This window comes from Streptomyces sp. NPDC044033 (assembly GCF_056434425.1).
The window spans coordinates 338,578-356,136 of sequence record NZ_JBWKFF010000002.1 but is presented as its reverse complement, the minus strand read 5'-3'; the positions used below and the strand labels follow the sequence as shown (position 1 = coordinate 356,136).

Annotated in this window: 1 protein-coding gene; it reads left to right on the top strand. The window is 70.7% G+C overall.

The window, feature by feature from the left end:
* Positions 1-139: 139 nt before the first annotated feature.
* A complete protein-coding gene (locus AC07AB_RS05190; RefSeq protein WP_478560271.1) occupies positions 140-17,554 on the top strand; it encodes an amino acid adenylation domain-containing protein in 17,415 nt (5,804 codons plus the stop codon).
* Positions 17,555-17,559 lie beyond the last annotated feature (5 nt).

Sequence of the window (17,559 nt, the reverse complement as noted above, 5' to 3'; positions counted from 1 at the left end):
ACGGGGGCAGGCCACCTCGGTGGCCATCGAGTGGGCGTCGCTGAGGGCGCCGACGAGCTGGAAATTCCATGCGTGCGGGTAAACCTGTGTCGCCTTTCCCCCGGGCGGGGCACGGGCCGGTGGTGATCTCTACCGCCGGATGTGTGGATCTGTGCAGGGTGAACAGTCGGCGGATGACCGGCTGGGCAACGGCAGGTGCTTCGGGCGGGGGCTGCCCGTTGAAGGGGGAAAAATGAACGGCCGGAATGGTGACGCTCTACCCCTGTCCGAATACCGGCAGGGCATTTGGCTGACGCGAGAAACGGGAAATTCGCGGGCACTTGACGTGATCCACCGGTACGTCGACATGACCGGCGCCCTCGACCTCGACACCTTCGAACGCGCGCTGAAACTGGTCACCACCGAGACGGAGATCCTGCGCACGCGCATCGTGACGGACGGCGAAGGAACGGCACGGCTCGTCACCGGGGCCCCGGAACCGGAGGTGCGGTCCGTCGATCTGCGCGGCGAGGGCGACCCCCGGCACGTGGCAGCGGAACTGATGCGGGCGGAAGCGCTCCGTGTGCGGGATGCCGATGCCGATGCCGCGGAGGGCCGGCTGTTCTCCCACGCCGTCTACCGGCTCGCCGCCGACCGCTATCTCTGGTCGCAGTGCTACAGCCCGCTGCTGATGGACGACTTCGCGTGCGCGCTGCTGGAGCGGCGCGTCGCCGCGGTGTATACGGCGCTCTCGCAGGGTGAGCCCGTTCCCGAGCCGCGCCACGCGTCGCTGGATGAAGCCGGGGAACGGGAATCGGCGTACCGGGCGTCGGAGCGGTACGTGAGTGATCGGGCGTACTGGCTTGAGCGCTTCGCCGGCCGCCCGGAGCCGGCCGGCGTTCCGGGCTACCGGGTGGGCGACACCGGCCAGGCCGCGGGCGGGGCCGCGGTGTGGCGGGAGGCGGGGAGTCTGCCGCCGGTCACGGCGGCCCGACTGCGCGCCGCGGCTTCCCGGAGCGGCGTGGGCTGGACGCGATGGGTGGTCGCCGCGGTCGGGGCCTTCGTCAGCCGGATGACCGGTGCGGACGAGGCGGTACTGAGCCTGCCGACGCCGGGCCGGGTGGGGGACGCGGACCGGCGGACGCCGTGCGCGATGGCTGACACGCTGCCGCTGCGGATTCCGGTACGGGCCGGGGCGAGCCTGGCGGAGCTGGCGGGCGAGGCGGACCGCGAAATCGCCGGACTGCTGGAGCACCAGCAATTCCGAGGGGAGCGACTGCGTCGCGAACTGGGGCGGCCGGAAGGCGACCACCGGAACTTCGGCCCGCACGTGCGTATCGCTCCGGCGGATAGGGAACTGCGATTCGGGCCGTGCCGGGGAACCGTCCATGACCTGTCGATCCGATCAGTCGATGAATTCGGCATTCTGGTGCACGAATCGCCGGATGGCGAAGCGATTCAGATCACCTTCGAGGCGAATTCCGCACTGTACGACCACGCCTGGGTCAAAGGCGCACGCCGATCGTTCATGCGGCTTTTGGAAGGGGCGGTGGCAGCCCCTTCCATTCCGGTGGACCGAATCGACATGCTGGACGACTCGGAACGTTCGCTGGTCGTGGGGGAGTGGAACGAAACCGCCCGGCGCCGGACGACGCATTCCGTTCTTGAGCTGTTCACGGAACGAGCCGTCGCCCATCCGGATTCTGTTGCCGTGCGGTGTGGCACGGATGCTTTGACGTACGGGGAGTTGGAGGGCCGGGCGAATCGTCTGGCTCGGTATTTGGCCCGTCTGGGTGTGGGCCGGGAGTCGCGGGTGGGCCTGTGCCTGCCGCGCGGGGTGGACATGGTGGTGGGCTCGCTGGCGGTGTGGAAGGCGGGCGGCGCGTACGTACCGCTCGACCCCGAATACCCGGCGGACCGTCTGGCGTTCATGGTCGTCGACAGCGGCGCGTCCGTGGTGCTGGCGACCGCGGCGACGACGGCGAAGGTGCCGGCCGACGCCGCGCGCGTAGTGGCTCTGGATGACGAGGCGGCAGAGGCCATTGGCGCCGAGTCGGTGGAGCCGTTGGAACTCAGCTCCAGTGCGGACCAGTTGGCGTATGTGATCTATACGTCTGGTTCGACGGGTCGGCCGAAGGGGGTTGCGGTCGCGCATGGTGGTGTGGCGAATCTGGCGGAGGCCATGCGGCCGGTGCTGGGCGTAGCAGAAGGGGTGACGGCGCTTCAGTTCGCGTCGTTCAGCTTTGACGCCGCGGTGCTGGATGTCGCGGTCACTCTCGGGGCCGGCGGCACGTTGGCGATCGCGTCGAGCGAGGAGCGTACGGAGCCGGAGGCGCTGGCTCGGATGATCGAGGCGGCCGGTGTGAGCGTGGCGAGCGTCGTCCCCTCCCTCCTCGGTGTGTTGGACCCGGCTGCCGTGCCTGGTGTGCGGAACTGGGTGCTGGGTGCGGAGCGCCTGACGTCGGATCTGGCCGCGCGGTGGCGGGCCGGGGCGCGGGTGTGGAATACGTACGGTCCGACCGAGGCGACCGTGATCACCACGGCCACGCTGCTGGCGGAGGGTATCGGCCCGCAGGACGCGCCGCCCGCGATCGGACGCCCCATCGGGAACGCCCAGGTCTTCGTCCTGGACGAGTCTCTTCAGCCGGTGTCCGTCGGCATGGTCGGCGAGCTGTACGTGGCCGGGGCCGGGCTCGCGCGTGGCTATGTGGGGCGTGCGGACCTGACGGCGGAGCGGTTCGTGGCCTGCCCCTTCGCCCGTGGCGCGCGGATGTACCGCTCGGGCGACCTGGCGCGGTGGACGGCCGACGGACAGTTGGAGTTCGCGGGCCGTGCGGACGAGCAGGTGAAGATTCGCGGGTTCCGGGTCGAACCCGGAGAGGTCGAGGCGGTCCTGACGAGCCATCCGGATGTGTCCCAGGCCGCGGTGGTGGTGCGGGAGGACCGGCCCGGCGAGAAGCGGCTGGTCGGCTACGTCGTACCCGGGGCACCGGGCGTCGAGCCGCTGTCGCTGAGCCAGTACGCGGCCGGAGCGCTGCCGGAACACATGGTGCCCAGCGCGGTGGTGCTGCTGGACGCCCTGCCGCTCACGGTGAACGGCAAGTTGGACAAGGCGGCCCTGCCCGCCCCCCACACAGAGGACCGCGCCCCGGGGCGAGCCTCGCGGACCCCTCTCGAAGCCGCACTGTGCGACCTGTTCGCCGAGGTGCTGGGCCTGGAACAGGTGAGCGCGGACGACAACTTCTTCGCGCTGGGCGGCGACTCGATCCTCGCCATGCTGCTGGTGTCGGGCGCCCGCCGCGCCGCCCTGTCCCTCACCACCCGTCAGGTCTTCGAGCACCGCACCCCGGCCGGCCTGGCGATCGTGGCCGTCGCGCTGCCCGATGACGGGTCGTCCGATGAGCGAGGCGCCGCAGCCGGTGAGGCAGCTGGCGCAGGCCGTATGACGCAGAACGGGAGCGGTGGGTACACGCCGTCGAACCCTCCTCTTGTGGAGCTTTCGCCGGATCAGATGGAGGAGTTGGAGGCGGCGACTCCTGGTCTGGTGGAGGTGTTGCCGGTCTCTCCCTTGCAGGAGGGGATGCTCTTCCACTCACTCTTCGACGACCAGGACGAGGACATCTACGCGGAGCAACTTGTCGTCGACCTCGATGGTGGTGTTGACGTGGGGGTGTTGCGGGCGTCGTGGGGGGTGTTGTTGGGGCGGCATGCGGCTTTGAGGGTGGGTTTTCGTGTGGTGGCGGGTTTGGGTCGGGTGGTTCAGGTGGTGGTGGGGGGTGTGGTGTTGCCGTGGCGTGAGGAGGATGTGTCGGGGCTTGGTGTGGAGGCTGCGTGGGCGGCGTCGGAGCGGTGGGGTGCGGAGGAGCGGGCGCGGCGTTTTGATCTGGGTGTGCCGCCCCTGTTGAGGGTGTTGTTGGTCAAGGTCGGTTCGGATCGCTATCGCATGTTGGTGACGCTTCATCACTTGGTGCTTGATGGTTGGTCGTTGCCGGTTTTGTTGCGTGAGTTGTGGGCGTGCTATGCGGCGGGTGGTAGTGGGGCCGGGCTGCCTGTGGTGGCGCAGCATCGTGAGCATGTGGTGTGGCTGGGTCGGCAGGATGTGCTGGCTGCGGGTGAGGCGTGGCGGGTGGCGTTGGCGGGGTTGGAGGAGCCGACGCTGGTGGCGTCGGCAGGTGTGGGTGGGTCGGGTGTGGGTGGGTCGGGTGTGCCGGGTCGGGTGGTGGCTCAGTCGGGTCGGGAGTTGGCTGGTGCGTTGGGTGGGCTGTCTCGTGCGTGTGGTGTGACGTTGAATACGGTGGTGCAGGCTGCTTGGGCTGTGGTGGTCGGGCAGTTGGCGGGTCGTAGTGATGTGGTGTTCGGGGCGACGGTGGCGGGGCGTCCGGCGGATCTTCCGGGTATGGCGGAGATGCTGGGGTTGTTCATCAATACGGTTCCGGTGCGGGTGGTGTTGGAGCCCGGTCGGTCTGTGGTGGAGACGCTGGCGGGGCTTCAGGTTGAGCAGTCGGCTCTGTTGGATCATCAGCATCTGGGTCTGAGTGCTGTGCAGCGGATTGCCGGGCCGGGGGCGTCCTTCGACACCTTGCTCGCATTCGAGAACTACCCGAGCGGTCTGACGGCCCTGCCCCCCGTCGACGGACTGACGCTGACCAGCACCGAAGTGCGCGGATCGACCAACTTCGCGGTGGCGCTCGGCGTCACCCCCGGCGACGTCCTCCGCCTCCACCTGGACTACCAGCCGGAAAGGGTCGACCGGAGCCAAGCCGTCGAGATGGGCAGCCGGTTGATACGGGTGCTCGAACAGATCGCGGCGGACCCGGAGATGCGGATCGGTGACATCGACGTGCTCGGCGATGTCGAGCGTACGCAGGTGGTCGAGCGGTGGAACGACACCGGTCTGCCGGTATCGGCGGGCACGGTCGTCGACCTCTTCGCGCAGTGGCCGACGCGGTCGCCGGACGCGGTGGCGGTGCGGTGCGGCTCCGACGCTTTGACGTATGGGGAGTTGGAGGCCCGGACGAATCGCCTGGCCCGGTACCTGGTGCGGTTGGGGGCGCGTCGGGAGTCGCGGGTGGGGTTGTGCCTGCCGCGCGGGGTGGACATGGTCGTCGGGCTGCTGGCCGTGTGGAAGGCGGGCGGCGCGTACGTACCGCTCGATCCGGAGTACCCGGCGGACCGGCTCGCCTACATGATCGCGGACAGCGGGGCGTCGGTCGTCCTGGCGACCGCCGAGACAGCAGCCGAGGTCTCGGACGGTGCCGCGCGCGTGGTGACGCTGGACGAGACGGCCGCGTCCATCGAGGCCGAGTCCGCCGATCCTCTCGACATCGTGGTCGAGCCGCACCAGTTGGCGTATGTGATCTATACGTCCGGTTCGACGGGTCGGCCGAAGGGTGTCGCGGTCGCGCATGGTGGTGTGGCGAATCTGGCGGAGGCCATGCGGCCGGTGCTGGGTGTGACGGCAGGTGTGACGGCGCTTCAGTTCGCGTCGTTCAGCTTTGACGCCGCCGTGCTGGATGTCGCGGTCACTCTCGGGGCCGGCGGCACGCTGGCGATCGCGTCGAGCGAGGAGCGTACGGAGCCGGAAGCCCTCGCCCGGATGATCCACGCGACGGGTGTGAGCGTGGCGAGCGTGGTCCCCTCCCTCCTCGGAGTGCTGGATCCGGCCGCCGTCTCCAGCGTCGAGAACTGGGTGGTCGGCGCGGAGCGCGTGACCGCGGACCTGGCCGCGCGGTGGCGTGCCGGGTCGCGGGTCTGGGTCGCGTACGGCCCGACCGAGGCGAGTGTCATCACGACGTCCGCGCTGCTGGCGGAGGGCATCGGTGCGCAGGACGCGCCGCCCGCGATCGGCCGTCCCATCGGCAATGTCCAGGTCTTCGTCCTGGACAGCTTCCTGCGGCCGGTGCCCGCCGGTGTGACGGGCGAGCTGTACGTGGCCGGGGCCGGACTGGCGCGTGGCTATGTGGGCCGACCGGGGCTGACGGCGGAGCGGTTCGTGGCCTCGCCCTTCCTGCCGGGTGTGCGCATGTACCGCTCGGGCGACCTGGCGCGGTGGACGGCCGACGGACAGGCGGAGTTCGTCGGACGCTCCGACGAGCAGGTGAAGATTCGCGGGTTCCGGGTCGAACCCGGAGAGGTCGAGGCGGTTCTGACGGGCCATCCGGAGGTGGCTCAGGCCGCGGTGCTGGTGCGGGAGGACCGGCCCGGCGAGAAGCGGCTGGTCGGCTACGTCGTACCCGAGGCGGGGGACATCGACGTGCGGCCATTGCGCGAGTACGCGGCCGGGGCCTTGCCGGAGTACATGGTGCCGAGCGCCCTCATGGTGCTGGACGCCCTGCCGCTCACAGTGAACGGGAAGCTCGACCGGGCCGCCCTGCCTGCTCCTGAGCACACGGCGAGGGACGGCCGCGCACCCGAGACGGCGGTCGAAGGGGTGCTCTGCGGGTTGTTCGGCGAGGTGCTCGGCATGGAGCGGGTGGGGGCCGATGACAGCTTCTTCGGGCTGGGCGGCGACTCGATCATGTCGATGCTGCTGGTGTCGCACGCACGGCGCGCGGGGCTGCTGATCACGAGCCGTCAGGTGTTCGAGCAGCGGACGCCGGCGGGGCTGGCGGCGGTGGCTGTCGCGGCCGATGGCGTGGAGATCCGCGATGAGGTGCCGGGTGTCGGTGAAGTTCCCCTGACCCCGGTGATGCACGAGCTGCTGGACCGGGTCGGCCTGGACAACGTGGGCCGGGTGATCCAGCAGGCAGCGGTGATGGCCCCGGCAGATCTGGACTTCGCCGCTCTGACCGGCGCGGTGCGGGCTGTGATGGCCCGTCACGACGTCCTGCGAGCCCGGTTGGAGGTGGAGCCGTACCGGCGGTTGGTGGTGCCGGAGGCGGTTCCGGCCGATGGGTTCGTGCGTCGGATGGATGCGTCTGCGGGCGCGTGGCCGGAGTTGCTTGCCGGGCAAGTACGTTCGGCGGCAGGTCGGTTGGACCCGCTGGCCGGTGTGATGGTGCAGGTGGTGTGGCTCGATGCCGGGCCGGGGGTGCGGGGGCGGCTGTTGGTGGTCGCGGATCACCTTGTGGTGGACACGGTGTCCTGGCAGGTGCTGCTTCCTGATATCGCTTACGCCTACGGTGAGTTGGCCGATGCCCGTCAGCCGGTGCTCGATGTGGTTCCGGTGTCGTTCAGGCGGTGGGCGCGTGAGGTGTCGGCGGAGGCCGAGAGCGCGGGCCGGACGGCGGAGCTGCCGGAGTGGTGTGAGCTGCTGCGGGGCGCTGACGCGTTGCTGACCGATCAGCCCGTTGACCCGGACCGTGACGTCGAAGCGACGGTGCGACGCGTCTCGGTGACGGTCCCCACCACGGTCACCTCCGCGGTGTTGGCGGGGGTTCCGGCAGCTTTCCATGCGGGCGTCGATGACGTTCTGCTCGCCGGGTTGACGGTGGCGTTGAACGGGTGGAGGGGCCGGGGCGCGGACAGCGGCTTCCTGGTGGATGTGGAGGGGCACGGGCGGGCGTCGATCGTGGGTGAGGTGGACCTGTCGCGGACGGTGGGCTGGTTCACCAATGTCCGCCCGGTACGGCTCGATGCTGGCGCGGTCGATGTAGCAGAGGTGCGAGCGGGCGGCGCGGCTGCCGGCCGGGTGCTGAAGCGCGTAAAGGAGCAGGTGCGGGCCGTGCCCGGGGACGGGCTGGGCTACGGCATGCTGCGCCACCTCAACCCCGAGACCGCGCCCGTACTGGCCGGCCTCCCCTCGGCACAGATCGGCTTCAACTACCTCGGCCGGATCGCCGGCCGCGAGGGCGACTGGCAGCCGCTCCCGGCCACCGAACTCGACGGCAGCGTGTCGGGGGCGTTCCCCGTGATGCACGCCCTGGAGGCGCTGGGAGCAGTACGTGAAGCTGCCGCCGGCCCGGAACTGACGCTGACTCTGGCATGGCCGGAGCGGGTGCTGGACGAGGGCGCGGCGCGGGCGCTGCTGGACGAATGGGCGGCGGCACTCACCGGGTTGGCCGCACATGCCGACCACACCGGAAGCGGTGGATACACGCCTTCCGACTTCCCCCTTGTAGGGCTTTCGCAGGGACAGGTGGAGGAGTTGGAGGAGGGCGTTTCCGGCCTTGTAGAGGTGTTGCCGGTATCGCCACTGCAGGAGGGGCTGCTCTTCCACTCGCTGTTCGACGAGCAGGACGACGACACGTACATGGAACAACTTGTCGTCGACCTCGATGGTGGTGTCGACGTGGAGGTGTTGCGGGCGTCGTGGGGGGTGTTGTTGGGGCGGCATGCGGCTTTGCGGGTGGGTTTTCGTGTGGTGGCGGGTTTGGGCCGGGTGGTTCAGGTGGTGGTGGGGGATGTGGTGCTGCCGTGGCGTGAGGAGGATGTGTCGGGGCTTGGTGTGGAGGCTGCGTGGGCGGCGTCGGAGCGGTGGGGTGCAGAGGAGCGAGCGCGGCGTTTCGATCTGGGTGTGCCGCCCCTGTTGAGGGTGTTGTTGATCAGGGTCGGTTCGGATCGCTATCGCATGTTGGTGACGTTGCATCACTTGGTGCTTGATGGTTGGTCGTTGCCGGTTTTGTTGCGTGAGTTGTGGGCGTGCTACGCGGCGGGTGGTAGTGGGGCCGGGCTGCCTGTGGTGGCGCAGCATCGTGAGCATGTGGTGTGGCTGGGTCGGCAGGATGTGTCGGCTGCGGGTGAGGCGTGGCGGGTGGCGTTGGCGGGGTTGGAGGAGCCGACGCTGGTGGCGTCGGCAGGTGTGGGTGGGGCGGCTCAGTCGGGTCGGGTGGTGGCTCGGACGGGTCGGGAGTTGGCTGGTGCGTTGGGTGGGCTGTCTCGTGCGTGTGGTGTGACGTTGAATACGGTGGTGCAGGCTGCTTGGGCTGTGGTGGTCGGGCAGTTGGCGGGGCGTAGTGATGTGGTGTTCGGGGCGACGGTGGCGGGGCGTCCGGCGGATCTTCCGGGTATGGCGGAGATGCTGGGGTTGTTCATCAATACGGTTCCGGTGCGGGTGGTGTTGGAGCCCGGTCGGTCTGTGGTGGAGACGCTGGCGGGGCTTCAGGTTGAGCAGTCGGCTCTGTTGGATCATCAGCATCTGGGTCTGAGTGCTGTGCAGCGGATTGCCGGGCCCGGGGCGTCCTTCGACACCTTGCTCGCATTCGAGAACTACCCGGGCGACCCCGCGGTGCAGCCGTCCGTCGAGGGGCTGACGCTCACGGACACCGAGATACGCGAGTCGACCAACTTCGCATTGACCCTGAGCGTGAACCCTGCCGAGGACCTCGGGCTCTGGCTGGACTACAGGGCCGACCTGTTGGACGAGGAGAACGTACGGGCTGTGGCCGCACGGCTGGTGCGGGTGCTGGAACAGATGGCCGCAGACCCCGAGGTTCGGCTGAGTGACATCGACGTCCTCGGCCCGGAGGAGCGCTCCCGAGTGGTGGGGGAGTGGAACGACACCGCTCGGCCGGTGTCGGCGGGGACGGTGCTGGATCTGTTCGCCGCTTGGGTCCGTTCGACGCCGGGCGCGGTGGCGGTGCGCTGCGGTTCCGACGCTTTGTCGTATGGGGAGTTGGAGGGCCGGGCGAACCGTCTGGCCCGGTATCTGGTGCGTCTGGGTGTGGGGCGGGAGTCGCGGGTGGGGTTGTGCCTGCCGCGTGGGGTGGACATGGTCGTCGCTCTGCTGGCGGTGTGGAAGGCCGGTGGCGCGTACGTGCCGCTCGACCCCGAATACCCGCCGGACCGGCTCGCCTACATGGCCGCGGACAGCGGGGTGACCGTGGTGCTGGCGACCGCACGGACAGCGGCCGAGGCGCCTGCCGGGGCGAGGACGCTGGTGCTGGACGAAGCGGCGGAAGCAGTGGACGCCGAGTCGGCTGAGTCTCTCCAACGAACGGTCAATCCGGACCAGTTGGCGTATGTGATCTATACGTCCGGTTCGACGGGTCGGCCGAAGGGGGTGGCTGTCGCGCATGGTGGTGTGGCGAATCTGGCGGAGGCCATGCGGCCGGTGCTGGGTGTGACGGCGGGTGTGACGGCGCTTCAGTTCGCGTCCTTCAGCTTTGACGCTGCGGTGCTGGACGTCGCGGTCACCCTGGGCGGGGGCGGGACGCTGGCGATCGCGTCGAGCGAGGAGCGTACGGAGCCGGAAGCGTTGGCCAGGATGATCGACGCGGCGGGCGTGAGCGTGGCGAGCGTCGTGCCTTCTCTCCTGGGTGTGCTGGATCCGGCGGCCGTGCCTGGTGTGCGGAACTGGGTGCTGGGTGCGGAGCGCCTGACCTCGGATCTGGCCGCACGGTGGCGTGCCGGGGCGCGGGTGTGGAATACGTACGGTCCGACCGAGGCGACCGTGATCACCACGGCCACGCTGCTGGCGGAGGGTATCGGCGCGCAGGACGCGCCGCCCGCGATCGGACGCCCCATCGGGAACGCCCAGGTCTACGTCCTGGACGCGTTCTTGCGGCCGGTGCCCGCCGGTGTGACGGGCGAGTTGTACGTGGCCGGGGCTGGTCTCGCGCGTGGCTATGTGGGGCGTGCGGATCTGACGGCGGAGCGGTTCGTGGCCTGCCCCTTCGCTCATGGCGGGCGGATGTACCGCTCGGGAGACTTGGCGCGGTGGACGGCCGACGGACAGTTGGAGTTCGCGGGGCGCGCGGACGAGCAGGTGAAGATTCGTGGGTTCCGGGTCGAGCCCGGCGAGGTCGAGTCCGTCCTGGCCTCCCATCCGCATGTGGCCCAGGCCGCCGTGATGCTCCGTGAGGACCGGCCGGGAGAGAGGCAGCTGATCGCGTACGTCGTGTCGGCCGTTTCCGCCGCTCCAGCCGGCCCCGCCCCGCCCGGCCCTGCCCCGACCGACTCCGACCCGACCGGCCCCACTGTGTCCGCTCCGGCCGGCGCCGTGGCATCTACTCCGGCCGACGCCGTCGCATCCGAGCGCGAGCCCGGCGGTGTGCTCGATGGCGCGCTCAACGGCGCGCTCGACGGCGAAGAACTGCGGGAGTACGCCGGTGACCGCCTGCCGGACTACATGGTCCCGGCCGCGGTCGTCACCCTGGAGGCGCTGCCGCTGACCGCCAACGGCAAGCTCGACCGCGCCGCGCTCCCCGCACCGGACTTCGCCGAGCGGGTGTCGAGCCGCGCGCCGGTCGGCGCGACTGAAGAGCTCCTGTGCACGCTGTTCGGCGAGGTACTGGGCGTGGAGCGGGTGGGGGCCGATGACAGCTTCTTCGGGCTGGGCGGCGACTCGATCATGTCGATGCTGCTGGTGTCGCACGCACGGCGCGCGGGGCTGCTGATCACGAGCCGTCAGGTGTTCGAGCAGCGGACGCCGGCGGGGCTGGCGGCGGTGGCTGTCGCGGCCGATGGTGTGGAGATCCGCGATGAGGTGCCGGGTGTCGGTGAAGTTCCCCTGACTCCGGTGATGCACGAGCTGCTGGACCGGGTCGGCCTGGACAACGTGGGCTGGGTGATCCAGCAGGCAGTGGTGATGACCCCGGCAGATCTGGACTTCGCCGCTCTGACCGGCGCGGTGCGGGCTGTGATGGCCCGTCACGACGTCCTGCGAGCCCGGTTGGAGGTGGAGCCGTACCGGCGGTTGGTGGTGCCGGAGGCGGTTCCGGCCGATGGGTTCGTGCGTCGGGTGGATGCGTCTGCGGGCGCGTGGCCGGAGTTGCTTGTCGAGCAAGTACGTTCGGCGGCAGGTCGGTTGGACCCGCTGGCCGGTGTGATGGTGCAGGTGGTGTGGCTCGATGCCGGGCCGGGGGTGCGGGGGCGGCTGTTGGTGGTCGCGGATCACCTTGTGGTGGACACGGTGTCCTGGCAGGTGCTGCTTCCTGATATCGCTTACGCCTACGGTGAGTTGGCCGATGCCCGTCAGCCGGTGCTCGATGTGGTTCCGGTGTCGTTCAGGCGGTGGGCGCGTGAGGTGTCGGCGGAGGCCGAGAGCGCGGGCCGGACGGCGGAGCTGCCGGAGTGGTGTGAGCTGCTGCGGGGCGCTGACGCGTTGCTGACCGATCAGCCCGTGGACCGGGACCGTGACGTCGAGGCGACGGTGCGACGCGTCTCGGTGATGGTCCCCACCACGGTCACCTCGGCCTTGCTCACCAGCGTTCCCGCCGCGTTCCACGCCGGGATCGATGACGTTCTCCTGACCGCTCTGGCGGCGGCGATGGGGGAGTGGAAGGGCCTCGGCGGCTTCCTGGTGGATGTGGAGGGGCACGGGCGGGCGTCGATCGTGGGTGAGGTGGACCTGTCGCGGACGGTGGGCTGGTTCACCAATGTCCGCCCGGTGCGGCTCGATGCTGGCGCGGTCGATGTAGCAGAGGTGCGAGCGGGTGGCGCGGCTGCCGGCCGGGTGCTGAAGCGCGTAAAGGAGCAGGTGCGGGCCGTGCCCGGGGACGGGCTGGGCTACGGCATGCTGCGCCACCTCAACCCCGGGACCGCGCCCGTACTGGCCGGCCTCCCCTCGGCACAGATCGGCTTCAACTACGTGGGCCGGGTCCCCGCCGCAGAGGCGGTTTCCCCGGGCGAGGCGGCCGACTGGAGCACGACCGGCGAGACCGACCCAGGCAGCTACGAACCCGGCGAGGCCGGAAGCGGTCAGGACCCGGCCGGAGGGCTCCCCGTCATGCACGCCCTGGAGATCCTGGGCATGGTGCGGGACCTGACCGGCGGCCCGGAACTGACGCTCACCCTCTCCTGGCCCGAGCGGCTGCTGGACGAGGGCGCGGCGCGGACGCTGCTGGACGGCTGGGCGGCGATGCTGAACGGCCTCGCCGCGCACATGGCCGACCCCGCAGCTCCCGCCACCGGCGGTCACTCGCCCTCCGACTTCCCCCTTCTCGAACTGTCGCAGGAGGGCGTGGAGGAGCTGGAGGAAGCGGTGCCGGGGCTGGTGGACGTCTGGCCGTTGTCGCCGTTGCAAGAAGGACTGCTGTTCCACTCCGCCTTTGACGGCGCCGGGACGGATGTCTACGGAGGCCAACGGGCCCTGGCCCTGGAAGGGCCGCTGGACGTCGGGCGGTTGCGGGCGTCCTGGGATGTGGTGCTGACGCGGCATCCGGGTCTGCGCGCGAGTTTCCACCAGCTGGCGTCGGGCGAGGCGGTGCAGGTCATCGCGCGGGATGTGGCGGTGTCGTGGCACGAGGCCGACCTGTCGGGGCTGCCGGATCCGGAGGCGTCGGCGGCGATGGCGCGGCTGACGGAGGGTGAGCTGGCGGAGCGCTTCGATGTGACGGTGGCTCCGTTGTTGCGGCTGCTGCTCGTCCGGGTCGGGGAGGACCGCCACCTCCTCGTGATGACGACGCATCACATCATCCTGGACGGCTGGTCGTTGTCGACGATGCTCAATGACTTGTCGGTGGCCTACGCGGCGGGCGGCGACGGCCGCGCGTTGCCTCCGGCGCTGTCCTACCGGGAGTACCTGGCATGGCTGGGCCGCCAGGACGTGGTGGCGACGCGGGACGCGTGGCGTGCGGAGCTGGCGGGGGCGGACGAGCCGACGCGTGTGGTGCCCGCGGACTCGGTACGGGTGCAGATGCAGCCCGAGCCGGTGTTCCGGCAGTGCGGCGAAGGGCTGACGCAGTCCCTGACGGGTCTGGCCCGTGAGCGCGGGCTCACGGTGGCGACCGTGTTGCGCGGCGCGTGGGCGCTGGTGCTGGCTCGGCTGGCGGGCCGTTCCGATGTGGTGTTCGGCAGCACGGTCGCGGGGCGGCCGGCGGACCTGCCGGGTGTGCAGTCGGCGATCGGCCTGTTCATCAACACGCTTCCGGTGCGCGTGAGCCTGACGGCGGGGCAGCCGGTGGTCGAGATGCTCGCCGACTTGCAGGAACGCCAAGTGCGGCTGATGGGACATCAGTACATGGGGCTGGCGGAGATCAACCGTATCGCCGGTCCCGGTGCGGAGTTCGACACGCTGGTGGTGTACGAGAACTACCCCCGCCCGGCCGAACAGCCGAGTGGGCCCGGCACTCTGACCATGCGCCCCACCGGTCGGCCGCAGGACGCCAGCCACTACCCACTGGCCCTGATCGCGAGCCCCGGGGACCGGCTGGAGGTCCAACTGGACTACCGGCCGGACGTATACGACCGGGCCGCCGCCGAGGCGATCGCCGATCAGCTGATGCGCGTACTGGAGCAACTGGTGGCCGACCCGTCGACTCCAGTGGGCCGTATCGATCTGCTGGCACGCGCGGAACGCGAGTTGATGGCGGGTTGGAACGCCACTGAGGCCGCCCCGACGTCGCGCAAGCCGGTTCCGGTGATGATCGCCGACCAGGCGGAGCGCACGTCGGGCGCGGTGGCGGTGCGGTGTGGTGCTGACGTGTTGTCGTATGGGGAGTTGGAGGGTCGGGCGAATCGTCTGGCGCGGTATTTGGCCCGTCTGGGTGTGGGGCGGGAGTCGCGGGTGGGGTTGTGCCTGCCGCGTGGGGTGGACATGGTCGTCGCTCTGCTGGCGGTGTGGAAGGCCGGTGGCGCGTACGTGCCGTTCGACCCCGAATATCCGTCGGACCGGCTCGCCTACATGATCGCCGACAGCGGCGCGACGGTCGTCCTGGCGACCGCCGAGACGGTGGCCGAAGTGTCGGCCGGTACGGCACGCGTAGTAACGCTCGACGAGATGACGAAGGCCATTGGCGAAGAGTCCTACGCGCCCTTCCAACAGCCGCTTGATCCAAAACAGTTGGCATATGTGATCTACACCTCCGGTTCCACGGGCCGACCGAAGGGCGTCGCGGTCGCACACGGAGGCGTGGCGAACCTGTCGGAGACTATGCGGCCGGTGCTGGGTGTGACGGCGGGTGTGACGGCGCTTCAGTTCGCTTCGTTCAGCTTCGATGCCGCGGTGCTGGACGTCGCGGTCACCCTGGGCGGGGGCGGCACGCTGGCGATCGCGTCCAGCGAGGAGCGTACGGAGCCGGAAGCCCTCGCCCGGATGATCGATGCAACGGGCGTGAGCGTGGCGAGCGTCGTGCCCTCCCTCCTGGGTGTGCTGGATCCGGCCGCCGTGCCTGGTGTGCGGAACTGGGTGCTGGGCGCGGAGCGCCTGACCTCGGATCTGGCCGCACGGTGGCGGGCCGGGGCGCGGGTGTGGAATACGTACGGTCCGACCGAGGCGACCGTGATCACCACGGCCACGCCGCTGGCGGAGGGCATCGGCCCGCAGGACGCACCGCCGCCCGTAGGCCGACCCCTCGGTAACGTTCAGGTTTTCGTCCTCGATGATTTCCTGCGGCCGGTGCCGCCGGGTGTGACGGGCGAGCTGTACGTGGCCGGGGCGGGTCTCGCGCGTGGCTATGTGGGGCGTGCGGATCTGACGGCGGAGCGGTTCGTGGCCTGCCCCTTCGCCCATGGCGGGCGGATGTACCGCTCGGGCGACCTGGCGCGGTGGACGGCTGACGGGCAGTTGGAGTTCGCGGGGCGCGCGGACGAGCAGGTCAAGATCCGAGGCTTCCGCGTCGAACCAGGGGAGATCGAATCGGTCCTGGCCTCTCACCCGGACGTGGCCCAGGCCGCCGTCGTCGCACGCGAGGACCGGCCGGGCGACAAACGGCTGATCGGTTACGTGGTCGCCCATCCCCCCGGTGACGAGCGCGCCTCCGAAGCGCTGCCCCCACCGGCATCCCCACCAGCATCCACACCGGCGTCCCTGCTGGTGCCCCCACCAGCATCCCTGCCGGTTTCCCTGCGGGAGCACGTAGCCAGGTCGCTGCCCGAGTACATGGTCCCGGCGGCCGTGATGGTCCTGGATGCTCTACCGCTCACGGTGAACGGAAAGCTGGACAAGGCCGCGCTTCCCGCGCCGGACTTCGCCGAACGGGCGGCGGGGCGTGCCCCCGTCGGCGCGGCCGAAGAGCTGCTGTGCGCGCTGTTCGCCGAGGTGCTGGGCGTGGATCGGGTGAGCGCCGAGGACAGCTTCTTCGAGCTGGGCGGCGACTCGATCATGTCGATGCAACTGGCGTCGCGCGCACGGCGTTCCGACTGGGCCGTGACCCCCCGTCAGGTCTTCGAGGAGAAGACCGTCGAGCGGCTGGCACTGGTCGCCGAGCCGGTCGGGGCAGCCGCTGCCACGGAAGAACCGCCCGACGCCGGCGTGGGCGAAGTGCCCTGGACCCCGGCGATGCGGGCGCTGGGCGAGGCGGCCGCCGGGCCGCGGTTCGCACAGTGGTCCGTGGTGGTCGCTCCGGCGGGGCTGGGCCTGAAGGTGCTGGTGGCGGGTGTCGGCGCGGTGGTGGACGCGCACGACATGCTGCGGGCGCGTGCGGTGCTCGACGGCACCGAACCCGTCCTCGTGGTGGCCGAGCCCGGGGCGATGGACGCGGCGGCACTGGTCGTACGGGTCGACGCGGCGGGCGTCGGGGACGAGGGCCTGGACGCCCTCGCGGATGACGCGGCCCAACGAGCGGTCGAGCGGCTGGACCCCGCCGCGGGTGTGATGACGCAGGCGGTGTGGCTGGACGCGGGCGCCCAGCGCGCCGGCCGCGTGGTGCTGGTGGTGCACCACCTGGCGGTGGACGGCGTCTCCTGGCGGATTCTGCTGCCGGACCTCCAGGCGGCGTGCGAGGCGGCCGCGGCAGGTCGGGAGCCGGCGCCGGACCCGGTGGGCACGACCTTCCGCCGGTGGGCGCAGCGGTTGGCGGAACTGGCCCGTGGCGAGGCGCGGCAAGCCGAGCTGGACGGCTGGGTGGCGCTGGCGGGTGAGCCCGAGCCGCTCTTGGGGCGGCGCGCGCCGGACCCGGTGCGCGACACCGCCGCGACCTGGCGGGACCGTTCATGGGCGGTCCCCTCGCGGGAAGCCGCCATCCTGGCGGGCCGCACCCTGACCGTCTTCCACTGCGGCGTCCACGAGGTGCTGCTGGCCACGTTGGCCGGGGCGGTGGCGCAGTGGCGGCCCGGCAACGCCGCCGCCGGAGTGCTGCTGGACATCGAAGGGCACGGCCGGGAGCCCCTGGCGGGCACCGACCTCTCCCGCACGGTGGGCTGGTTCACCGCCGTGCATCCGGCCCGGCTGAAGACGACGGGCGTCGACCTGCCCCGGGCCCGGGCCGGCGGCCCGGCCGCCGGTGAACTGCTGAAAGCGGTCAAGGAACAGCTGCAAGAGATACCCGGCGACGGGCTGGGCCACGGCATGCTGCGCCACCTCGACCCGGACGCCGGTCCGGTCCTGGCCGGGTTGCCGTCGCCGCAGATCGGGTTCAACTACCTGGGCCGGTTCGCCGCCCGTACGCGCACCGGCCCGGCCGGCGTGTGGCAGCCGGCCGGCGCGTCGGCCGTCGGCGGCTCCGCCGAGCCGGACATGCCGGTCACGCACGCGCTGGAGACGGGCGCGGTGATCCGGGACACGCCGGAGGGGCCGGAGCTGGCCCTCACCTTGGGCTGGGCCGGTGGACTGCTGGACGAGGCCGCCGTGGAGCGCCTCGGGCAGCACTGGCTGGCGATGCTGTCCGGGCTGGCCGCGCACACCGCCGCCCCCGGCGCGGGCGGCCACACCCCCTCCGACTTCCTCCTCCTGGACCTCGCACAGGACGAAGTCGACGCATTCGAGGACGAGTTCGCCGATGGGCCCGCACACCCCCCTGCACACCATTCGTTGTAAGGAGT